The sequence below is a fragment of the Streptomyces decoyicus genome (assembly GCF_019880305.1).
Lineage (GTDB): Bacteria > Actinomycetota > Actinomycetes > Streptomycetales > Streptomycetaceae > Streptomyces > Streptomyces decoyicus.
Map to the genome: position 1 here is coordinate 8,295,615 of NZ_CP082301.1, position 21,549 is coordinate 8,317,163.

Here is a 21,549-nt window from a genome sequence, read left to right on the forward strand (position 1 = left end):
TGGCCGTTGTCGATGCTTGCACTCTTATGACGGCACAGCTCGGCAGGATGTGACATGACCGCCTGGCCTGCGTCTCGCCTTGCGCGCCACAGCGGCGACCGCGATGCCGACGTTCATGTCCGCTACCAAGTGATTCCCCCTGGCTCCGAATATCCCGTTCGGTGGCATGGCGGGCACCACCTGAGTGAACCGTCGGCAGAGGATGCGCCACAAATAACCGAACGGGTGAGCGAATATCACGGCTTGCGTGACGCCAAGGCAAGCGCCTTCAGCGTTCCTCTGGTCGTAACGATCATCTCTCCAGCGCCAAGATCCCGGAGGGCACTGATCCTCTGCGCATGGGGTGATCTCTCCATGATCTGTCCGTCCGGCCGGAGGCGGAAGAGCGCGCCTTCACCAGCTACGACGAACCCGTCATCTACTCGCATCACACCGCTCACCAGCGGCTGTCCGACATCCACCCGCCACAGTGTCGATCCGGTGTCGGGGTCTGCGGCGAGGTAGCCCGCGCGCGACTCCCGCAACCACACAACGCCGCCGACGAACTTTGCATCCTCAGCAGCCAAGTCAACGTCATGGCGGATGAGCTGATCGAAAGCGCCTGATGACTGAAGGCGTATCAAGGACCGCGGGCCCAGGCGCGCGAGACAGCGATCAGGGCCGGCCGCAGTGAACACCGGGCGAAGCTCACAGTCAGCCAATGGCTCGGGCAATTGCCAGCGAGCCATCTCACTGCCGTCGCGTGGGTCGATCAGCCACGCCTGCGAACCATGGCCCATCAGCACACCGCCGCCCCACGACGCTGGAAGTGCCGTATGCACCGGCAACGGCGTCCGCCACAAAGGCCGGCCATCCCGGAGATCGAACGCGGCCAGGGGGGTGTAGCCGCGCCAGCCACCGACGAGAACAGTGTCTGTGGAAACGACGACATGCCCGGAGAGGCGAGGCAGCTCCACGTGCCACAACACTGCCCCCGTCCTGAGATCGAGGCAGGACAGCTGGTGGGGACTCTGCGGCAGAACCAGGCAACGGCCGTTGGCTACCACGAGGTCGCGCGGCCATGTGCCTATGGAGGCATCCCAGAGTACGGAGCCGCCTTCACGGTCCAAGCAGACGAGGCGGCTGTGACGCTCGTGCACGACGACGCGGTCTTCCGTCACAAGGAACGACGAAGCCGAACCCCTTTGATGGAGATCTCGCTCCCACAGCACCCCCCTGATCATCCGCCTAGTTGACCAGGCAAGTCCCCGTTGCAGCAAGCGCACCAATGCGGTCCTGAACTCCTATCCGTGACCCAGGAGGCATAGTTGCCGTCTTCGCTGTCGGCGGGGTCGAGAGTCTTGTGTACGACGCCGGCTGAGACGCCGACTCCGGCGATGGCGACTGATCCCGGGCCGGGCCGGGACCAAGCTGAGTGTGACCGGCCGCGTGCCCGGCCGTAATTCGCTTGTCCTGGCCCCGGGCCAACGTTGCACTGTGGCCAGACACCACGAGTCGTGGTGCCCGGCATTTCGAGGAGGCAGCGGCGGCGATGGCGATACGTTCCACGACCGATGAGGACCTTGACGTCTTCGTCGACACAGTCCATGCCGCGTTCGGGCGCTTCCCGGAAGCCCCGATCGAGGGCGGCGGGCTCTGGTGGTCGGCGCTCGAAATGGACCGCGGCCTGCTCGCCCTGACGGCGGACGGGCGGCCCGTCGGCACCGCCGCCGCGCACTCCTTCGAGCTCACCCTGCCCGGTGAGACCCTCGTCCCGGCCGCCGGGGTGACCGCCGTCGGCGTCCTGCCCTCGCATCGGCGCCAGGGCGTGCTCAGCGCGATGATGCGGCAGCAGCTCGCCGAGCTGCGGGCCCGCGGGGAGTTCCTCTCTGTTCAAGCACGTCCCGCCCGAGCACCCGCTGCGCTGGCAGTTCGCGGACTTCCGCGCCGGTGAGGTGAGTGGGGACACCGACTGGCTCTGGGTGCGGCTGCTGGATGTCCCGCGTGCTCTGACCGCGCGCGGCTGGTTCATGGACGGCGAGCTCGTCCTCGACGTCGAGGACCCGTTCCTCGGCGAGCACGGCCGCTACCTGCTGACCGTCCGGGACAGCAAGGCCGACTGCGTCCCGACGGACCGGGAGCCCGACCTGTCCCTGGACGTGCGCGACCTGGGCTCGGTCTACCTGGGCGGCACCGCCCCGAGCACACTTGTACGTGCCGGACACATCCGGGCCCACCGCCCGGGCGCGGCCACCCTCGCTGACGTCCTCTTCCGCGCCGAGCGCCCCCCGCACTGCCTGCACTGGTTCTGACCGCGCGCTCGCCGATCGTGCACAAGTCTCGTCAGCCGGACTAGCAGCACGGTGACGTCCTCGTTGCCCTCCACGCGTTCTGCGGGACCTGGTCGATGGTGCCCGAACCGGCGAACTGCGCTGTCGTGGCGGGCAATTCGTCAACTTTGAGGCCGAAGACACCTGCGCAGGACGCCGGCTATCCGTCCATGAAGCCCATCCGGGCTGACGGTCCCGAGCTCGGCCAACGCTGAGGTCGACATCTCCGAGGTGCTGAACTACGGCTGCAGCCGCTGCTGGTCCCCCTGGGGCGTACCGTGACAGGAAACGACCCCATTCCCCCTGGGGATGGTGTGGGTGCCGACGGAGGAGGGGGCCGTCTCGTCCCGCCCTGATGCGGACGATTGAGGGCCGCACCCGGGCGTGCAGAGACACCTCGCTCTCTGCGTGGTCCAGGAGCCCCGGGGGGCGCCCTCTTCGGGGCGGCCAGGCGGCTCCGAGGGATATCTCGCCTGGTGAGCTCGCCGTCGGCAACGGCACCCAGAAGCGAAGCGACGAGAAACAGACTCTCGATGACTCACGCCGACCGGCGCACTGAGCTGCACCTTTGCCCGGTCGCTACGTAGGGGCCCAAGAGACCGGAACGGCACGGCCTCGCCGGCACCACCATGCCGGTCCCAGCGGGCGTACCGTCGTGCCAGAGGAAGCCGAACCAGTCTGGGTGGCGATGAAGGACCAGGACGATGAAGGAACCGGGCAGTGAGCCAGACCGCCTGCGCGTACGCACCGGTGCTGAACCGTCCACCGAGGCAGAAGCGACGGACACCAGCGCGCGGACAGCTGAGCTGCGGGCCGCGCTCGACAGCATCCGCAGCATCCGTCACCTCACCAACCTTGGTGCCAATCCGGAGGCGCGCCCTGCCGAGTGGGAGCGGCGCCGGTTGCTGCGCACGGTAAGCCTGCTGCTGGAAGCCGAAGGCATACCCCCCTCAGCCGCCGGTGAGAGCGGCGATCCGGTGCGGACTGGCTACCGCACATGCGAAGGGGACCGGCTTGCAACGGTGTTGGTGTGCTGGGTGGGGCCGAGGGGGAGCGGCACGCGTTACCAGGATCAAGAGCACCTTCGGCGGTGCCAGGAAGTACTGCGCAGCTGGGGTTTCGAGGCGCTGGAGGTCCGTGGTCCCGGCGGCCGCCGCTACCTGGAGGTCGAGGCCAGTCGCGCTTGAAGGCGGCAACCTGGCGCGGACGTCTGTCGACCGCCGCGGCGTACGCCGGCTACCCGCCAGCCTGCGCCGACCTCGATCTGTTCTGCAGATCCGCCGGTCCCGTCAGTGGCCTGCCCGGCCCTCCTAGCCCTCGGCTTGGGTGGGTGGTGGTGACTTGTGCAGTTTCGTTGAGATCACGAAGCCCCGACTACATCAAGGCGCCGGCGCCACCCGTTGAGGCGGTGATGCACCGCTCGGTGTTGTTGCGCTCGGTGTTGTTGCGCTGCTGTTAGGTCTCGGGGTGAGGCACGTGGGTGGCTCTCCCAGGTGCGAGGCCGCTGGGAAGAGCGGGCGACGACCGATGAGTTTCTCCGTGATCCGCAGTCAGAGAACACGGTTGGTGCGCTGCAGCCGCGAGTGTGGTCCAATCGCGCACCGACTGGATCTGCTGAGAACCAGACACGAGACACCGAGGAAACTTAGATGCGCACTCTGATCAGCACCGCCTTCATATCGCTCGACGGTGTCGTGGAGGCCCCGGGCGGCGAGCCCGGTTACCGAAACTCGGGGTGGACCTTCAAGGAGGTCGAGTTCCTCCCCCAGGCATTCGACCTCAAGGGCCGGGAGCAGAAGGAAGCCACCGCGATGCTGATGGGCCGGACCAGCTACGAGGCGTTCAGCCCGGTGTGGCCCGGCATGGAGGACTTCGCCGATTACAAGGTGATGCCGAAGTACGTCGTCTCCACCACCCTTACCAAGGACGACCTGGTGTCGAACTGGGGCGAGACGACGCTTCTGCGCTCACTCGACGAGGTCGCCGCGCTGAAGGAGACGGAGGGCGGGCCGATCATCGTCCATGGCAGCGCCTCCCTGAACCAAGCCCTCTCGGATGCCGGCCTGATCGACCGTTACCACCTGATCGTCTTCCCGCTGCTGCTCGGTGCGGGCAAGCGGCTCTTCAGCGCCACGGACAAGGACACACAGAAGCTGAAGCTCGTCGAGCACGAGGTCTACGCCAACGGCCTGCAGAAGAACGTCTTCGACGTCGTCCACTGACACGGCTCCCGCACTTGCCCTCACCTGCTTCCTTTCCCCAACTGGCCGCCACTGCCTCTGTCTTGCCTATCAGCGCGCCGACAGGCAGGAGCGCCAAGCGGCGGAGGCGAGCTGGTGGACCACGCGGAGCAGCGGCTCGCGCATCGGGCGTCTTCCATGACGGCACGCCAGAGTTCTCGCGTGCCAGGACGCCTCCCTCGCGGCCCGATACTCGCTTGGACGGGCTCGGCTCGTCCCGGCCCGCGCCGGAAAGGAGTGCCGGGATACGCCCCGGTTCCGTAGCGGGACGTAGTACGGCCGGGGGTCGCACCCGCCAGGCTGGGCACGGCTGCCCGGCGCCTGGGCGGCCAGCGGGAGCGTTGGCCCTTGCCCACGGAGCATTGGCCCTTGCCCAGGGTGCGTAGCGCGGGCCAGTCATGTCGGAATGTTGCTGGGGCAGGTCTTCGATGTGTCCGGTGGAGCACCGGGGCACATGCACATTGCCGGCCCGGGTGGCACCGCACGGCATACGGCCGTCGGGCACCGGCTCGAACTACCCCTGGCAGCGCATCCACTCGAAGCCGACCCTGCACCCACCCGAATTCGTTGTTGGTGGCGCTGGAGTGCTGCAGGGGTCGGACGGTGCCGCGCACGGCAGTTCGTGGCGCCTGCGGCTGCAGTTCCTACCCGCTGACGGTTGCCGGGGGCGGGGTCCAGCGGTTTGCGGCCGGCACGGTGCTGCTGACACCGAAGTCCTTCTTGAGCTGTTCGGGGATGGCGTAGTGCATGACGCGGCCGCGGGTGAGGGAGCTGAGTTCGAAGAGGGTGGTGATGTGGCCGAGGCGGTCCAGGGCCCAGGCTCCGAAGGGGGATCTGTCCTCGATCGTCTCGAAGATACTGAGCAGCGCGGGCGCGGCTTTGACAGCGGTGTCCCAGGGGGTCCGGGGAACCTGGAGCCAGTCGGCGCAGGTGTCGCCGATGAGATAGCGGATAAGGGCGCCGACGAGGGGGTCGAAGAAGGTGCCGGGGACGACGTCTTCATAGAGGTCGATGAGCTGGCGGGTGAGCTGAGCGCCTTCCTCGGACGGCCCCATGTGCCGGGTCATGTACAGGTCGGAGAACTCGCGGGCGGCCTCGAGGTCCTTGGGCACCTGGTTCTGGTCGATGCCCAGCATGGCGCCGACGACCCGCCAGGCGTAGTAGTAGGCGTCGGCGCCTTCGGTGTTCATGTGGATGCCGAGTCGGTGCAGGGCGTCCAGGACCTGGAGGGAAAACATCATCTGCCCGCCGATCATGTCCTCCTGGCAGATCGGTGTACCCAGGCCGGCGGTGTCCCACTGGTTTTCGCGTGTGAGGTGGTGGCGGATGGAGGCGTGCAGCAGGCGGACCTTCTGGGCGGCGGGGAGGAAACGGCTGCCGGCCTCGAACGCGTCGGGCTGCATGAGGTAGACGGTGAATTGCCCGGTCTCCGCCATCCGTTTGGAGGGGTACTTCAGCGCATGGGTGGCCGACAGCAGTTTCGCGACGTGCGGCACGACGTAGCAGGCGGGCATGGAGGCGAAGGACAAGGCGGTGGAGATGTGCACGTTGTTGTCGATGAAGAACAGCCGGGCCCTCTCCATCTCGTCCCAGTCCACCCAGGCAGGGGGAGCGCTGGTCTCATGCAGGTACTCCCGGGCCACTCCCGGCAGGCCCTCGGGCAGTTCCTGGCCGGCGGTGGAGACGTAACGCATGAGGGAGTTGAATTTGCCCACCTCGCCGCGCTCGAACAGGGTTGCCACGGTCGCGTCGGCCAGCTCGTCACCGGCCCGCCGCAGCGCGTCCATGGATGCTTGGGTGTACGTCATCGGTGTCGCTCCCAGGGAGGCGGCGGTCAGTGGCGGCGGGCGGTGGCGAACGTCGCCAGGCCGGACAGGGCACGGCGTGCTTCGGCGGTCAGGTCAGCGTCGGCCAGAACCTCGTGTGCTTCACGCAGTCGGGCGGCGATCATGTCTTCGACGCGCGCGACGGCTCCGGTGCGGTGAGCGATCGCCCGTACCCGCTCCACCTGCTGCTCGCTCGGTTTTCCGTGTCCCAGCAGATGGTGCAGTTCACGGCGCTCTCCCGGGGCGGCGGACTGCATGGCGTGGGCCATCAGGGCGGTGGGGCGGTTGCCGGCCAGGTCGTCGGCTGGGTTCTTTCCGGTGCGTGCCGGGTCGCCGAACAGGCCCATGAGGTCGTCGCGCAGTTGGAATGCCTCGCCCAGCGGCAGGCCATAGCTGCTGTAGGCCTCAAGCAGCCCCGGTGGTGCGCCGGCCAGGAGGGCGCCGATATGCAGGGGGTGTTCGACGGTGTACTTGGCGGTCTTGTAGCGGATCACCTTCACTGAGGCCTCCGGGTCCGGCTCGGCGCCGGTGCGCAGGATCTCCAGGCATTCCCCCGCCACCAGTTCACGGGCCAGCACTCCCCACACGGGCCGGGCCCTGCTCAGGTAGGCGCTGGGCAGGCCGCAGGTGGTGAACAGCTGGCCGGCCATCGATATCAGCAGGTTCCCCGTCAGCAGGGCCAGAGCCCGGGCACTGGGCTTGCGCCGGGCAGGGCGGGTGAACACGTCGCGCAGGGCGATGTGCGCGGTGGGTCGGCCGTGGCGGGTACGGCTGCGGTCGATCAGGTCGTCGTGGACGACGGCTGCCGCGTGCACCAGCTCGATTGCGCCGGCGGCGCGTACCAGCGCCTCGCTGTCGGGTTGGCCCGCCCCGCGCCAGCCCCAGTAACAAAACGCCGCCCGGAACCGTTTGCCGTGCTCCGTCGCCACGCGCAGCTGATCGGCGACCGGCGCCAAGGAAGTGTCGATGTCCTCCAGCGCCTGCGCTTCGGCGGTAACGAACTCGTCGAGGACTTGATCGATGCGGCTTTTCAGCACGGCGTGCTCATCCAGTTCAGTCACTGCCGCTCTCCGCCTGGCCGCGAGCGGTGACAGTGTGCGCGAGCACCTCCAGGTGAGCCGGCGGCGCGGCCGCATACCGGTCCAGGAGCAGACGGCCGCGCGCCGTGGCCTCCTCCTGTCCCTCAGCCAGCAGATCCCCGAGGTCAGCTCGGCGCAGCAGGCCGTTTACTCCGCTCAGCGCGCTGCTCAGCCCCGACACGGCCAGGTCGGCAAGGCCGGTTACCAGAGCCACAGCATCCCCGGTCAGGCCCGGCCCGCGGCCATCGTGATGTGTCACAGCGTGTCCCCTCTGCAGGGCAATGCCCGCCCCGACTCCGGCCGGTTGGCGCGGAGCAGTTCAGGCGGCGTTCGGCAGAATGCGATTCGAGTGTGACCGTCGAGCAACAGCCGTGTGGCTCTTATGCACTATCGAGTGATCTTTCGGAAAGATCCTAAAACCCGGTATGGGGTTGGCCGGCAGCGTCGCCTGCAGTGCCCTCGACGCCGGCCCGTGTCCGGGAACAGCCGACGCGGGCCGGGGAGCCTAAGACGCTGTTTCTCTCGGTGAGTCCGCGGTGGCTGATGAGGGTGGCTGCTGTGCCGACGAAGGCAAGGAAGTGCTCGGGCTTGCGTTCGTAGTGGCGGTGCGGGCGGCGGCGGCCGGTGAGCCAGGGGACTGTCTTCTCGACGACCCAGCGGTCGCGGCCCAGCTGTGTCGAGGACGCGATGCCTTTGCGGGCGATCCGGTGACGGCTCCCACTCTTGCGGAGCCAGCGGCGCAGGTGGTCGTAGTCGTAGCTCTTGTCGGCATGGAGCTTGGCCGGGCGTCGGAGGCGCGGTCCGCGTCGGGAGCGGAGGGGCGGGACCCCGCGCACGAGTGGTTCCAGCCGAGGCTGTCGTGCATGTTGGCGCCGGAGATGCCCAGCGGCAGCGGTAGACCGCTCCGGTCCGTGACCAGGTGGATTTTCGATCCCGGCTTGCCACGGTCGGTCGCCTCTCAGTGGCCGTCGCGGACCCAGACGCGTTCGCCTTGCAAGCGAACCCATGGGCTACGTTGAATGCGTTCACATCCAGGGGCTTGGGTCGTGGGGTGGATGGCAGTGCAGCAGGGAGACGCCCAGAGGCTGGGGCCCGTGCTGGACCGGATGGGGTGGTGCGTGCTCATGTACGTGCTCATCCACACCGCAGCCTGGGTGGCTATCTCGCAGACGGATCGGCAGGAAGACAAGTTCCTGGAGAGCATGATGCTGGGGCTGGACGTGCTGCCGATCATCGGCATTCCCACCCTGCTCACCACGCGGACCCCCCGCCCAGGCCCGACGTCTGATCCCGCCGCTTCCGGTATTTGCTGGCTGGGCGCGCCCGGCGCTGTGGGGTGGCACTCTTCCCGGGCGCCAGATGCGCCTCTCTACTCCACGTCCGAAGGAACGCTCGCGTCATCCTGGAGGCCGGTCGGCTCTCCCGGATGACCCTCTGTCACGTCAACTGCCACGTCGGTCCCGTCGGTGGAGAGGGCTTCGAGGAGGCCGCCGAGCGGGCGGGCAGGGCGCGATCGTGGCGCGACTGGAGGAGTACGTGCCGGATTGAGGCGGTCCGGCCCGGGGGCACACAAGACTCAATTCGCGCCCCGGCCCAGGGGGTCGGGACCGGCTCGTATTCCTGCGGGTTCCCGTTTGACGGCCCTATTCGTAGGATTTCTGCTTTTCTCAGGCTTTCGTCTGCATCGTGCAAAACCATGGGCGTTGACGGGATGAAGAGAGCGTCACAGGTGCATGGTCCTTCCTGCCCGGCCATAGGCGGGGCAGCCAACATCACCGCAATGCAGGAAGGCATGATCCTCAATGATTGACGGGTTCAAGCGCGCCATCGCTCTCGGCGCCGCCAGCGTGGCCCTCTTCGGAGGTGCGGCCCTCTCCTCGGTGGGAGTCGCCTCGGCCACGCCGTCGCACCACGGCGACCATTCCCCCACGAGGCACGTCGACAGGGGCCGGTGTCACATGGTTCATGGACACTGGGTCCGCGTCTGGCACCCGGCCTGGCGGGACCGGCACGGCCACCGCCACCCGGGCCACTGGACCCGGACCTGGCACCGGAGCCACCTGGTGTGCCACAGACACTGATCACGCAGATCCCAGCAGTTGCCGGGGCCCCGAGCCGATCGTCGGCTCGGGGCCCTCTACGCGGCCTGCCGCGCGGCGGTCACGTCCGCTTCTTCGCCCAGATGGTCACCAAGCGAGCGCCAGGGCGAACGGCTACCCGAATGACTCCACGCCGTCCGCCAGGAAGACTTGCGGTCTCCGTCACCATCCGCGGGGCCCGCTGTGCCGTTGAGTGCACCGTGCGGCATGCCGGTCTCGGCACCGTGGTGACCATTGAGGAGGCGTGCGGCGGGTGCTGCGGCCGGCGGCAGCCGAATGCCACCCCCGCGCCATCCTCTTCGTGCCGGGGACGGTTGGCTGGGTACGCGAGAACGCGAGTCGTTTGCCGACGACCTCGGGAGTCATTTCGCGGGTTGTGCCCATCATCCATGCCGATGAGTTCGGCAGCCACCATGGCCTTCGCCGCGGGCCGATTGCGACTGTTGCTCAGGGGGCAGGGCGCGCCGTCGATGACCTTGCCGGGGTGCAGAGGGTCGTGGGGTCGAGGGCGTTCTTCCGGGTGTGGTGCCTGGCCATGATGGCGGGGGAAGCGTTCGGCGTGCCGGCCGTGCCGCTCGAGCAGGCCAGGCCGCGTTCGCCGACGGCGATGGTGCCGCCAAGCCGGCCGGACCGTATTTGATCTTCGAGTCTTACGCGGTGGTGCTCTGCGTGTTCTCGTGGCAGTGCGGTCTGCGGTGCGCGACCATACGGACGCTGGCCCAGGCTCGATCATCGGCGTCGTGCATGAGGGAAGTTTCTCGCTGGCCGCTGGCCCGCATCGACTGCCGCCGGTCTGGTCAGGCGTTTCCAGCCGGAGGGCGCCATGGCGCGCTACGAGCGCGGGCCCGCAGTGCTCGACACCAGCAAAGCAACCGAGGGCAAGAGCAAGCAGCCAGCAGAAACACCGAGACAGGAAGAAGGACGGACGTGTCCGGCAGCGAAAGCGAGAACCCAGTAATCCCCTCCCCGGCCCCCACGTCGACTCGGCCCCGGTCGAACCGGGACTGGTGGCCGAATCAGCTGGACCTTCAGATTCTCCACCAGCACTCATCCCGGTCCAATCCGATGGACGAGGACTTCACCTACGCGGAAGAGTTCGCGACCCTCGATCTCGATGCGCTGAAGCAGGACGTCTTTGAGGTGATGACGACATCTCAGGAATGGTGGCCTGCCGACTACGGGCACTACGGGCCGCTCTTCATCCGGATGAGTTGGCATGCCGCGGGAACGTACCGCATCGCCGATGGCCGGGGCGGTGGCGGCGCCGGCGCGCAGCGCTTTGCCCCTCTCAACAGTTGGCCGGACAACGCGAGCCTCGACAAGGCACGCCGTTTGCTCTGGCCGGTCAAGCAGAAGTACGGCCGGAAAATCTCCTGGGCCGATCTTCTGGTCTTCGCCGGCAACTGTGCCATGGAATCGATGGGGTTCAAGACGTTCGGATTTGGCTTCGGGCGAGAGGACATCTGGGAACCCGAGGAAATCTTCTGGGGGCCCGAGGACACCTGGCTCGGAGACGAGCGCTACAGCGGCGACAGGGATCTCGCCACCCCTTTCGGTGCCGTGCAGATGGGGCTGATCTACGTCAATCCGGAGGGGCCCAATGGCAACCCGGATCCGATGGCTGCGGCCAGGGACATCCGCGAGACCTTCGGTCGGATGGCGATGAATGACGAGGAGACGGTTGCGCTCATCGTCGGCGGCCACACGTTCGGGAAGTGCCATGGCGCGGTCGATCCCTCGTACATCGGCCCGGAACCCGAGGCGGGCCCCCTCGAGCAGCAGGGCCTCGGCTGGCGGAACACCCACGGCAGCGGCAAGGGCGCCGACGCGCTCACCAGTGGCCTCGAGGGCGCATGGACCTCGAAGCCGACGACGTGGGACCACGGGTACCTGGACAACCTGTTCCGGTACGACTGGGAGCTGACGACGAGTCCGGCCGGCGCGAAGCAGTGGACTCCCACGGACCCGTCGGCCAAGGACACCGTGCCCGACGCTCATGATCCGTCGAAGAGGCACGCTCCCATGATGCTGACGACGGACCTCGCGCTGAAGCTGGATCCGGTCTATGCGCCGATCACGAAGAGCTTCCACGAGAACCCGGACAAGCTCGCGGTGGCGTTCGCCAAGGCGTGGTACAAGCTGCTGCACCGCGACATGGGACCCCTCTCGCGCTACCTCGGCCCGTGGATCGCCGAGCCGCAGCTGTGGCAGGACCCCGTACCTGAGGTCGATCACGAACTGGTTGCGGACGAGGACATCGCCGCCCTCAAGGGCAGGATCCTCGCCTCGGGGCTGTCCGTCTCCCAGCTGGTCACCACCGCTTGGGCGTCGGCGGCAAGCTTCCGTGGCACCGACAAACGTGGCGGGGCCAACGGGGCCCGGATTCGCCTCGCGCCGCAAAGGGACTGGGAGGTCAACGACCTGCCCGAGGTGGCCGAGGTGTTGCAGACCCTCGAACAGATCCGGCAGGACTTCAACGGCTCACAGACCGGCGGAAGGAAGGTGTCCCTCGCCGACCTGATCGTCCTGGGCGGTTGCGCGGCCGTCGAGCGGGCTGCGAAGAACGCCGGGCACGACATCACCGTCCCGTTCGCACCGGGGCGCACGGACGCCTCGCAGGAGCAGACCGACGTCGAGTCGTTCGCCGTGCTCGAACCCAGGGCGGACGGGTTCCGTAACTACCTCCGGGCGGGAGAGAAGCTGTCACCGGAGACGCTCCTGCTGGACCGCGCCACCCTGTTGACGCTCACCGCTCCCGAGATGGCGGTACTGCTCGGCGGGATGCGCGCCTTGAACACCGGCTTCGCGGGGTCCATGCACGGCGTCTTCACGGACCGGCCGGAGACACTGACCAACGACTTCTTCGCCAACCTGCTCGACATGGGCACGGAGTGGAAGGCGTCGGCCTCATCTGAGGACGTATTCGAAGGCCGGGATCGCGCCACGGGCGAGGCCAAGTGGACCGCCACCGCCGTCGACCTCATCTTCGGTTCGCATTCTCAGCTCCGAGCCGTCTCGGAGGTCTACGCGTCCGCGGACGCGGGAGAGAAGTTCGTGCGCGACTTCGTGGCAGCGTGGGACAAGGTGATGAACCTCGATCGGTTCGATCTGGCCTGAGCCCGATGTCCGGGTCGGCCACTCATCGGCCGACCCGGGACATCCGCGGGATCAGGTCAGCATTGCCGTTCGCCTCGACGACGAGCTGCCCGTGCCGGGACGTGCGGTCAGTGCCCGCACTGGTTCGATCGCGCGTATCTTCACCGAAGCCGCCACGACCACCGTGCAGGCGACCGTCAGGCGCGGCTCGCGTCCCTCGGCGAGGGCGCGCATCATCGTCACCGCCTGGTCGTGCCGGGTCACCGGATCGCGGGCGACGGGCAGCAGGCGGGCTCCGGCCGGGCTGATGTGCAGCCTTCCGCGGTGTCGTACGAAGAGCTCGGAACCCAGGGACGTCTCGAGCTGACGGATCTGCCGGGACAGCGAGGGCTGGGCGACGTGCAGGGCTCGCGACGCCGCCGAGATGGACCCGGTGTCGACCACCGTGAGGAAGTAGCGGATCGTGCGGATCTCCATCCCGTCCGCCTACCAGCTCACCTCACCGGAGCTTGCGCCTACTCGACTGCTGAGTCCGGTGCCGTTCGCCGTCAGGACTCGGTGGGGAGGCCGAGAAAATCAGCGCTGACCTGCGTACTCCAGCCCCCATTCCTGGAGCCAGCAGCCCACCATTCCTGGAGCCAGCAGCCCACCATTCCTGGATCCAGAAGCCCGCGCAGTCCCACCTCCGCCACCGCAGGTCCACCCGGGATAGCCGCCTCGCCACCCGGCGACGCCGCCTCCGACTCCTCGGCCCATCCCACCAGTGGCCGAAGAGGGAAACCGATCGGCTCAGGACTCCCCGAGGCAGTTGTCGTCCACGGTGGGGACCACCATGACGGGGCAGGCGGCCGTATGGAGGGCCTCGGCGCTCACGGAGCCGAGCATCAGCCTGCGCAGCCCGGTGCGGCCGTGGGAGCCGACCACGAGCAAGGAGGCGCGTCGTGAGGCCTCCGCCAGAATGGTCGACGGGCGCACCCGCTCCACGCGGGTAAGTACTTCGACGCCGGGGTAGCGTTCGGTGCGCCGGGTCGCCTCGGCGTTCAGGATCTGCCGAGCCGCGTCGTCGAGAGCCTTGAAGTCCGGCGCGGCCATCCCCGGCCCGACCGGCATCTCGCTGAGGTGCAAGTTCGCATGCACCATCTCCAGGCGGGCCCCGCGGAGTGCGGCCTCCGCGAAGGCCGCGTCCACGGCCTCCTCGGAAACGTCGTTGATGTCCACCCCGACGACGACCCTGGCCTCCGGCCTCTCAGCCGTTTCTCCCGGCCGAACGATGACGACCGGGCACGCGGCGTGCGTGGCCACCTGCCAACTGACAGAGCCCAGCGGCAGCCGAGCAAATCCGCCGGTGCCGCGGTGCCCCAGGACCAGGGTTGCCGCCTCGGCGGAGCGTGCAAGGAGTTCTTCGGCGGCCCGGCCGGGGGTCGTCTGCGCTGTCACCGCCACGTTCGGGAACTCCGAGTGGACCCATGCCGCGAGCGGTTCCACGACGGCCGCGTCCTGTGCCTTCGCACGTGTCCGCCCGCTGGATTCGCCCGACGCTCCCTCAGAGGGCGACCCCCCGAAGACGTGAAGAAGGTGCAGTGGGTTGCCGTGCAGCTCTGCTTGTCGTGCCGCGTGCCGCACCACGCCGCGCACCGCGTCGCTCTCCTCCTCAACCCCCACCAAAACGGGGCGGCTTGATGTTTTGGACCCAGACATCAAGTGAGCTCCTCACCTCATGGGTTACGGCAGCAGGTCCGCCTCTTGGCCACCTGGCCCAGCCGCGTACCCGTGCCTGCCGGCTCTAAGCACCTTGCGTAGCGCTCCGTCCGCCCTCGACCCGGACACGGCGAGCGGACACCGCTACAAGTGGTGGGGGCAGCGGCACCGCAGCGGCGGCCGACGGTTCTGGAACATGGCGGGCAACTAGGCAGAGCAGCGAGGTCCGCTCACCGACCTGTTCTTCGTCTGCCGGCGGTGCAGCGCTGATTATGGCGCTGACCTGCTGAAAGGCTTGCTGTGACGCCGGCGCCAGAGCGTGGCCCTGGTCCGGATCTTGACGCCGGCTACCTGAAGGCTGGAGTAGGCCATCGCAACGGCCGAGGGACAGCCATCAGGCCGTTGGCGCAGACGGCGTGGCGGCCCGGTTGGATCGAGGCGGCCTCCACCAACATGGCCATGCGTACCAGGCCTGATGGCCCGGCTTGCTTCGCCGTTCGGACCGCGCCGATCGAGTTTCCGCTTCTTGGGGCTGCGTGACCACGGGCGTCCTGGCAATGTGGTCCGTGAGGGATCCAGAGGGAGGACGGTGATGAGCAATACTCTCCACCTCCGCGTCGGCCGCCGAGGCGTGCCGGTCAGCCGGCCCGGCAAGGCGCTGTTTCCCTCCCGCGACATCACCCTGGGGATTTGGCCGAGTACTACCGGCAGCTTGACCATCGATGTGATCGCCCGGCGCCTGCGGCCGCCCTGGGGGGTGTACTGCGGACCGCTGCTCGGTCCGGGCCGCATGCCGGCGGCTGAAGGACGTCGGGTGACGCCGCGCCCCCACTCCGGCCGGGCGCGCCACGCCCCCGCGCCGGGTAGAGCCACGGGGGAATGATGCCCGAGCTGCCGGATGTCGAGGGATTCCGTCGGGCGCTGAGCGCCTGCGGCCGGCGGTATGTCTCGGACATCGAGGTGCGTGACGCGGGGGTGCTGCGGGGGGTCACCGTGAAACGGCTCCGGAAGGAAGGCGAGGGCAGGCGGCTCGGGAGGGCCTGGCGGCACGGGAAGTGGTTGTTCGCGCCCCTGGACGGTGGTCCCACCCTCGTCTTCCACTTCGGCATGACGGGATCACTGTGGTGCTGCTCCCGCGACGAGCCGTTCGCCGCGCATGACCGTCTCGTGCTGAATCTCGACGGCGCCCGTAGCCTGCGCTTCCGCGATCAACGCAAGCTCCAGGGAGTGCAGTTGGTCGACGAGGCGGGCGTCGGCCGGATACTGGACCGGCTGGGGCCCGACGCCTTGACCGTGGACCGGGGGGAGTTGGCTGACCTGCTGTCCGGGCGGCGTGGTGCCGTCAAGAGTGCGCTGATGGACCAGTCCGTGATCGCGGGACTCGGAAATCTTCTGTGTGACGAGATCCTATGGAGGGCCTGCGTCGCTCCCCGGACGCCGGCGCGGGACCTCAGCGGGACGGCGTACCGGCGCCTCCACACGGAGATGGGCCGGGTGCTCCGCAGCTCCGTGCGCGCCGGATGCGTGCCGCCGCGGCGTTCCTGGCTCACGGGGCGCAGGGACGACAGAGAGCCGCTGTGCCCCCGCTGCAACCGGCCGCTGTGCTCCAGTCGAATCGCCGGACGCCGCACCGTCTGGTGTCCACGATGCCAGCCCTGAACGGCTTTCCTGTGAGCCGGGCCGGGCGTGCGGCCCGTGCAGATCTCGATGCCGCAGCCTGGGCCTTTGCGAGGCGAAGTCCCGGGCGCCTGCGACCAGTTACCACCTCACGTTGGCGACTGAAGGGGGGCGTTCGGAGTTCACCAGTCGCCCCGCAAGCGCCAACCTGAACGTAGCCGTCGGCCGAACGATGCCCCGGGGATCCGCATCGACCCCGAAATGTAACGCACAGCAGGCTTACGAGCGTTCCGACCAGTCGGTATCGTGCGCCGGCGGAGCACTCCTCCCAGTTCCGCTCCACGGATCCGAGCCGTAGGGGAAGGCCAGGCGATGACATACGCGGACGACAACCGGTACCCGCCACCACCAGCAACGGGATCGCCGCTGCCGCACACCGAGCCCCAGTTGTACGGATACGAAGCCTTTCCCCACGACTCGTACGGGCAAGCTCCTCGGCGCGAGCCGTCCGTGCACGAGACTCCTCGGCGCAGTGCCGACCTCGCCGCCCTCCGCTCGGCCTACCGCTTACTCCGTCGGGTCTCCACGCTCACCGCGCTCGGCTCCTTCGTCGCGTACGTGGTGCTGTCCTGCTATGCGCCGGGCCTGATGGGGTCCAAGATCGCCGGGGAGCTGAGCCTGGGCATGGTCCTGGGGGTCCTCCAGCTCGTCGTCACCTTCGCGGCGGTCCTCTGGTACGGCCGCAGCGCACAACGCTCCGTGGACCCGTTGGCGCGGGTGGTCAGGCAGCGGGCCGCTAGGGAAGCCGGAGTGACGAGATGAACGACTTCAGCGCCGGGTCGCAGGCCGCCGTCCTGCCCCTGTTCTCCGCCCTGGTCGCTCTCACGTTGCTGATCTGCGTGATGGCGGGACCGGATCGCGACGACCTGACGAACTTCTATACCGGCTACCTCTCGCTCACGCCGCTCAAGAACGGCCTGGCGATCGCGGGCGACTACATTTCCGCTGCCACGGTGCTGAGCACCACAGGCATCATCGCCCTCGCGGGATACGACGGCTACGTGCTGGCGGTCAGCACCACCATGTCGCTGGTGCTGCTGATGTTCCTGCTGGCCGAACCCCTGCGCAGCGTCGGCGAGTTCACCATGGGCGACGTCCTGGCCCGCAACATGCCCGGGCGGGCCGTCCGTGTCGCCTCCTGCGTGGTGACGCTTTCGGCGACCCTTCCCTTCCTGGTCGTTCAACTCTCCGGGGCCGGGTCGCTGCTCACCTTCATCCTGGGCATGCCGCACCTGGCGGGCGCCAGGACGGTATGCATCGTCCTCGTCGGCAGCCTGATGATCATTTATGCGGCGATCGGCGGCATGAGGGGCACCGCGATCATCCAGATGATCAAGATCGTGCTCCTGCTGCTCACCAGCATCGCCGTCGCCGCCCTGGTCCTGAACCGCTTCGACTGGAGCTCCAGCGAGCTGCTCCGCGCCGCCCGGCACGGCAGCGGAGCGGGCCCCGCTTTCCTCCAGCAGGGTCTGCAACTGGGCACCTCGGCCGGTGGCCGGCTGGACTTCATCAGTCTCCAAATCACCGTGGTCCTTGGCGTGGCCTGCCTGCCGCACGTCACGATGCGCCTGTACTCCGCGCGGGATGTGCCGGCCGTGCGTCGCTCCATGTCGTGGGCGGTCGGCACGGTCACCACGTTCTGTCTGCTCGTCATCATCATGGGCACGGGCGCCGCGGCGCTGGTGGGATCGCAACACATCACCGCGGCCGACCCGCAGGGCAGGACGTCGGTGCTCATGTTGTCGCGGGCGCTCGGCGGCGACGCCGCCTCGCCGGGCGCGACGATTCTCTACTCGGCGGTGGCGGGCATGGTGTTCATCACCCTCCTGTCGTCGGTCGCGGGGATGACCCTGGCCGCGGCCTCGTCGCTCGCCCACGACCTGTTCGCCCATGTGGCGCGGCGGGGACAGGCCGAGCCGCGTACGGAGATGACGGTGGCGGTGTGGACGAGTGTGGTCGTGGGAACCGTTGCCATGGGGCTCTCCATCCTGGTCCAGGAGTGGGACATCGGCGTGCTGACCACTCTGGCAATCTGCATAGGGGCATCGGCGGTGGCACCCGCGCTCACCTACTCCCTGTTCTGGCGACGATTCACACGCACCGGCCTGCTCGCCGCCCTCTACGGCGGCACGGCCTGCGCGCTGCTGCTGATGGTCTTTTCGAAGGCCGTTTCCGGCACGCCGTCCGCCGTCTTCCCGGACGCCGACTTCGCCCTGTTCCCCATGCGCTCCACCGGCCTGGTGTCCGTACCGTTCGGTTACCTGGCGGGCTGGCTGGGCAGCCGTCTGGACCACCGGCGCCGCGCCGCTGACAGCCGCGAGACCCGGCGGCTGTACGAGGAGAGCGAGGCACGGCTGCTCGCCTCAGCCGAATGACCACGGGCGTGTTGGCGTCTTGGTTCTGTCTCCTTGGTCAGCGCCGGGTCCGGATGAGGAGGGCGGCGAGGTGGAGTGCGGAGTGCGGCCTGGTACGGGATGGCGGGTTTGTCGTGTCGCATGGCCAGGCGGGAGGCGCGGGCCTCGGCCCGAGCCTCCGCTCTTCCGTTGGCGCCGAGCGCCTCGAGGGAGTGCACTTGAGTGTGCAGGAGGTGAGATCGATGGTCACAGGGGCAGCACCGGAAGCAGGAGACGATTACGACGCCACTCCCTTTCTGCCGCGACGGGGTGGCCTCCCGGCGCATCGGCGTGCTGCGGCGCGCTGTCAGGGCTGCCCGCTGTTCGAGCGCGCATCCGGGACGGTCTTCGGGGCGGGCGCATCCTCTGCGCGGATCATGTTCGTCGGCGAGCAGCCGGGAGATCAGGAGGACCGGGCGGGTGAGCCGTTCGTGGGGCCCGCCGGGCGCCTGCTCCGGACTGCGCTGGGCGAGGTGGGAATCGCCGAGGATCATGCGTACTTCACCAATGTGGTCAAGCATTTCAAGTTCGAGGTGGCGGAGCGGGGGAAGCGACGGATTCACAAGCCGCCGAGTCTGCGGGAGATGCGGGCCTGCCGCCCTTGGCTGAGTGCCGAGTTGCGTCTCGTGCACCCTGAGGTCGTGGTGGCCCTCGGTGCGACTGCGGGCAAGGCATTGCTCGGCTCGTCGTTCCGGGTCACAAAGGACCGGGGTGCTCTCCTTCCGCTGCCCCAAGAGGAGCAAGGCACGGCCGGGGGAGCCGGTAAAGAACCGGGGCTGGTTGTCGCCACTGTTCATCCTTCGGCGATCCTTCGGTCCGATGAGCGCGAAGCGGCATACGCGGGGCTCGTGTCAGATCTCCGGGTGGCTGCCGGCGCGCTGGACTGAGACGGGAGCGGACCGCCTTTCACGTACAGGGCGTAGGAGCGCGGCGGGCAGGCCGTGGTCCCGGGCCCTCGATCCCCTTCCCTTTCCTGGTGCCTCCTTCCTACGGCAGGCGGCGGGGGCACGCGTCAGTCGGCGGAGAGGGCGGCGAGGAGGCCCCCGACCTGGGGGGCGGGCAGCGCGCGGGCGACATCGGCAAGGGCGACCATGCCAACGAGCCGGTTGCCGTCGACGACTGGCAGGCGGCGGACCTTGTAGCGAGCCATGGTCGCGAAGATTTCGTCCGCACTGTCGTCGGCGCCGATGGTGACGGCTTCACCCTGCGCGAGGTCACTGGCGCAAGTCTGCTGTGGGTCCCGGCCCTGGCCCAGAACCTTGATCACGATGTCGCGGTCCGTCAGAACACCTTGGAGGGTGTTGTCCGTGCCGCATATCGGGAGGGCTCCGACGCCGAGCTCGGTCATCTTGCGGGCGGCGTCGAGGGCACTGTCCTCTGTCCCGATGAATTCGGCTCCGGAGGTCATGATGTCGCGTGCCGCTGGCATCTCTCCCACCTTTCCTGAGCGTTGCCTCGATCAGCTGGTGACGGGGTGGCCGCGGTTCGTGGCCTGTTCGCGCACGCGGTCGACCAGCCCCACCCCGGGGGCCAGGATCTCGTTCAGGGGCGCGATGCCGGGCGCCCGGGGGTGACCGCGGGGGAGAGTGGCGTTCTTCGCCGTGCGGGCCTTCTGCCCGAGCTGTGCCAGGACGAAGGGAGGGGCGCCGTCGCGCAACTGGGGGAAGAGATGGCGCTCTTCGTCCTCCACGTGCGCTCTGACCTCGGTGCGCAGTTCTCGTACGAGCCGGTCCAGGTCACGGTCTTCAGCGTCGCGCCCTTCGAGGTCTTTGAGCCGTTCTTCGATGCTGCTGTGTTCGGCGATCTCGTAGTCCGCCCGGGGGGCGCCGTTCTCCAGGTGTTCGCGCACGGCGGGGTAGAGATGCATCTCCTCGGCGACCGCGTGGCGGACCAGTTCGATGGTCAGAGCCTCCAGCAGCAGCTTGCGCTCGATGCATCCGGGCGGCCGCTCATCGAACTGCTCGAAGAGCCCGTCGATCTCCCGGTGGTCGGCGATCAGCTCCTCGATGAGGTCGGCCTCGTGCTCCATGATCTGCCTGCCTTTCCGGGGCGCTGCGGCTGCCGTTCCCGGGCGCGCCGGCGCAATGGCTTCGCCCCGGCAGCCGGCTCGTCCCGACGCGTATCCGGGGTCGCGGCAATCCGGCTCCGGCCGGTCATCCGGTCTCCACACGGGGCCGGGGAACGGTATGAGGTCCGCGACAGCTACCGCTCCGCAGGGCGGGCCCTCCCATCCAGCGTCGCACGCCTGCCCCGCCGCGGCCCCTTCTGCTGAATCGCGGGCCACGGCGGCATCGGGAGCAGCGGTCACGCACCGGACGAAGGGCCCGCGCCGCCCCTCGATAACGACGAGGCGGCAGCCCGTGGAGCCGGGGGCCGCGTCACCTCGAACCAGTGGCAGTACTAGACGCGGTCTGCGTCGAGCTGGTCGCTTTGCAGATGTCGTACGAGCGCGGCGCGGTGCAGGTCGGCGACGGGGCCGAGGAGGTCCGGATGGCGCAGCAGCGCCGCCGCCCGGCGATCGCCGTCGTCGGGCCGGGTCAGCCGGCGGAAGTCGAGGCTCACCCCGGCGGCATGCTCACCCCTCGTGACGGCGGCCACCGCGTCGTCGGCGAGCTCGGGCACGGTGAGCAGACACGCGGCCCAGCTCGCCACGACCTCGTCGACCCAGGTGCGCCATGGCTCCCCGGATGTCTCGGGCCCGGACGTGTCGGCCCCGGTGACCCAGTCCAGTCGGGTCGCACCGCCAGGGCCGACGAGAGCGACTACGGCGGCGTCTGCCGCCGTGGGGTAACGCAGCCACGCGGCGGCCGTGGCTGCCTGGCGGGCCTGGGCCTCGGCAAGGGCAACATCGAGGGCGCCGCCGGTGACGGGGTAGGAGCGCAGCAGCCACTGCGCGGTGGAGGCTATGACTGGCGAGATATCGGCGGACAACGGCAGGGCGTCCCTTCTCTGGCGCCCCAGGGTAACCGCGGGTCGCGGATCGGCACGGACAGTCACATCCGTGACCCCGGGCGCCCGGAAGCCTAGACGCACGGGCTACCGGGCGAAATGACGCAGCTCACGCAGAATGCTGCGAGATGCGTGTCCGGCCCTCCCCGCGTCTCCGGCCCTCCCCGTGTCTCCCCCCTCCCC

18 protein-coding genes and 2 pseudogenes are annotated in these 21,549 nt (G+C 68.6%); 10 read left to right on the top strand and 10 right to left on the bottom strand.

Annotation, left to right across the window (positions count from 1 at the left end):
- Positions 1–236: 236 nt before the first annotated feature.
- Entirely contained in the window at positions 237–1,223 is a 987-nt protein-coding gene (locus K7C20_RS36295) for an outer membrane protein assembly factor BamB family protein (RefSeq protein ID WP_030075244.1), read from the bottom strand.
- 308 nt (positions 1,224–1,531) lie between these two features.
- Here K7C20_RS36295 and K7C20_RS36300 point away from each other — a divergent pair.
- The 3 genes and pseudogenes from K7C20_RS36300 to K7C20_RS36310 all read left to right on the top strand — a co-directional run bounded on the left by K7C20_RS36300 (position 1,532) and on the right by K7C20_RS36310 (position 4,531).
- Positions 1,532–2,291: pseudogene (locus K7C20_RS36300) on the top strand (GNAT family N-acetyltransferase).
- A 722-nt stretch (positions 2,292–3,013) separates the two neighbouring features.
- Positions 3,014–3,496 carry a hypothetical protein gene (locus K7C20_RS36305; RefSeq protein ID WP_052414222.1) on the top strand — a complete coding sequence of 161 codons (483 nt, stop codon included), beginning with the start codon at positions 3,014–3,016 and terminating at the stop codon, positions 3,494–3,496.
- 462 nt (positions 3,497–3,958) lie between these two features.
- Entirely contained in the window at positions 3,959–4,531 is a 573-nt protein-coding gene (locus tag K7C20_RS36310) for a dihydrofolate reductase family protein (RefSeq protein WP_030075242.1), read from the top strand.
- A gap of 662 nt (positions 4,532–5,193) precedes the next feature.
- Here K7C20_RS36310 and K7C20_RS36315 read toward each other — a convergent pair.
- From K7C20_RS36315 to K7C20_RS36330, 4 genes and pseudogenes are all read right to left on the bottom strand, one after another.
- Positions 5,194–6,357: an oxygenase MpaB family protein gene (locus tag K7C20_RS36315; RefSeq protein ID WP_030075241.1), complete on the bottom strand. Its 1,164-nt coding sequence runs from the start codon at positions 6,355–6,357 to the stop codon at positions 5,194–5,196.
- A 26-nt stretch (positions 6,358–6,383) separates the two neighbouring features.
- Positions 6,384–7,436, bottom strand: a complete 1,053-nt coding sequence (locus tag K7C20_RS36320; protein ID WP_030075240.1) for a polyprenyl synthetase family protein — start codon at positions 7,434–7,436, stop codon at positions 6,384–6,386.
- Entirely contained in the window at positions 7,429–7,668 is a 240-nt protein-coding gene (locus K7C20_RS36325) for a polyprenyl synthetase (protein ID WP_342452584.1), read from the bottom strand. Before K7C20_RS36325 ends, K7C20_RS36320 begins: the two co-directional genes overlap by 8 nt.
- Before the next feature lie 310 nt (positions 7,669–7,978).
- A pseudogene (locus K7C20_RS36330) lies at positions 7,979–8,406 on the bottom strand (transposase); the annotation flags it as partial.
- Positions 8,407–8,548: 142 nt separating this feature from the next.
- On the opposite strand from K7C20_RS36330, the gene K7C20_RS36335 reads away from it, so the two are divergent.
- The 3 genes from K7C20_RS36335 to katG all read left to right on the top strand — a co-directional run bounded on the left by K7C20_RS36335 (position 8,549) and on the right by katG (position 12,670).
- On the top strand, positions 8,549–8,884 hold the full coding sequence (locus tag K7C20_RS36335) for a hypothetical protein (protein WP_150127287.1): 336 nt from the start codon (positions 8,549–8,551) through the stop codon (positions 8,882–8,884).
- 913 nt (positions 8,885–9,797) lie between these two features.
- Entirely contained in the window at positions 9,798–10,193 is a 396-nt protein-coding gene (locus K7C20_RS36340) for a hypothetical protein (RefSeq protein ID WP_150127288.1), read from the top strand.
- A 287-nt stretch (positions 10,194–10,480) separates the two neighbouring features.
- On the top strand, positions 10,481–12,670 hold the full coding sequence (gene katG / locus K7C20_RS36345; RefSeq protein ID WP_053209629.1) for a catalase/peroxidase HPI: 2,190 nt from the start codon (positions 10,481–10,483) through the stop codon (positions 12,668–12,670).
- Positions 12,671–12,721: 51 nt separating this feature from the next.
- Here the strand turns inward: katG and K7C20_RS36350 are convergent, their stop codons facing one another.
- Together K7C20_RS36350 and K7C20_RS36355 are read right to left on the bottom strand one after the other, a co-directional pair.
- Positions 12,722–13,126, bottom strand: coding sequence for a LysR family transcriptional regulator (locus K7C20_RS36350; protein ID WP_030075235.1), 405 nt, complete (start codon positions 13,124–13,126; stop codon positions 12,722–12,724).
- Between the two features lie 312 nt (positions 13,127–13,438).
- Positions 13,439–14,347 carry a universal stress protein gene (locus tag K7C20_RS36355; RefSeq protein ID WP_030075234.1) on the bottom strand — a complete coding sequence of 303 codons (909 nt, stop codon included), beginning with the start codon at positions 14,345–14,347 and terminating at the stop codon, positions 13,439–13,441.
- Positions 14,348–15,229: 882 nt separating this feature from the next.
- Here K7C20_RS36355 and K7C20_RS36360 point away from each other — a divergent pair.
- The 4 genes from K7C20_RS36360 to K7C20_RS36375 all read left to right on the top strand — a co-directional run bounded on the left by K7C20_RS36360 (position 15,230) and on the right by K7C20_RS36375 (position 19,304).
- A complete protein-coding gene (locus tag K7C20_RS36360; protein ID WP_030075233.1) occupies positions 15,230–16,006 on the top strand; it encodes an Fpg/Nei family DNA glycosylase in 777 nt (258 codons plus the stop codon).
- A 330-nt stretch (positions 16,007–16,336) separates the two neighbouring features.
- Positions 16,337–16,786, top strand: a complete 450-nt coding sequence (locus K7C20_RS36365; protein ID WP_030075232.1) for a DUF485 domain-containing protein — start codon at positions 16,337–16,339, stop codon at positions 16,784–16,786.
- Positions 16,783–18,399 carry a sodium/solute symporter gene (locus K7C20_RS36370; RefSeq protein ID WP_030075231.1) on the top strand — a complete coding sequence of 539 codons (1,617 nt, stop codon included), beginning with the start codon at positions 16,783–16,785 and terminating at the stop codon, positions 18,397–18,399. Before K7C20_RS36365 ends, K7C20_RS36370 begins: the two co-directional genes overlap by 4 nt.
- Before the next feature lie 221 nt (positions 18,400–18,620).
- A complete protein-coding gene (locus tag K7C20_RS36375; protein ID WP_030075229.1) occupies positions 18,621–19,304 on the top strand; it encodes a UdgX family uracil-DNA binding protein in 684 nt (227 codons plus the stop codon).
- 125 nt (positions 19,305–19,429) lie between these two features.
- Here K7C20_RS36375 and K7C20_RS36380 read toward each other — a convergent pair whose 3' ends face one another.
- The 3 genes from K7C20_RS36380 to K7C20_RS36390 form a co-directional block, all read right to left on the bottom strand.
- Complete coding sequence (locus tag K7C20_RS36380) at positions 19,430–19,846, bottom strand: CBS domain-containing protein (protein WP_030075228.1); 417 nt, start codon at positions 19,844–19,846, stop codon at positions 19,430–19,432.
- A 30-nt stretch (positions 19,847–19,876) separates the two neighbouring features.
- Positions 19,877–20,446, bottom strand: a complete 570-nt coding sequence (locus tag K7C20_RS36385; RefSeq protein ID WP_030075226.1) for a hemerythrin domain-containing protein — start codon at positions 20,444–20,446, stop codon at positions 19,877–19,879.
- 371 nt (positions 20,447–20,817) lie between these two features.
- Positions 20,818–21,348 (bottom strand): hypothetical protein, encoded by a 531-nt coding sequence (locus K7C20_RS36390; RefSeq protein WP_053209630.1) that lies wholly within the window; start codon positions 21,346–21,348, stop codon positions 20,818–20,820.
- Positions 21,349–21,549: the final 201 nt, after the last annotated feature.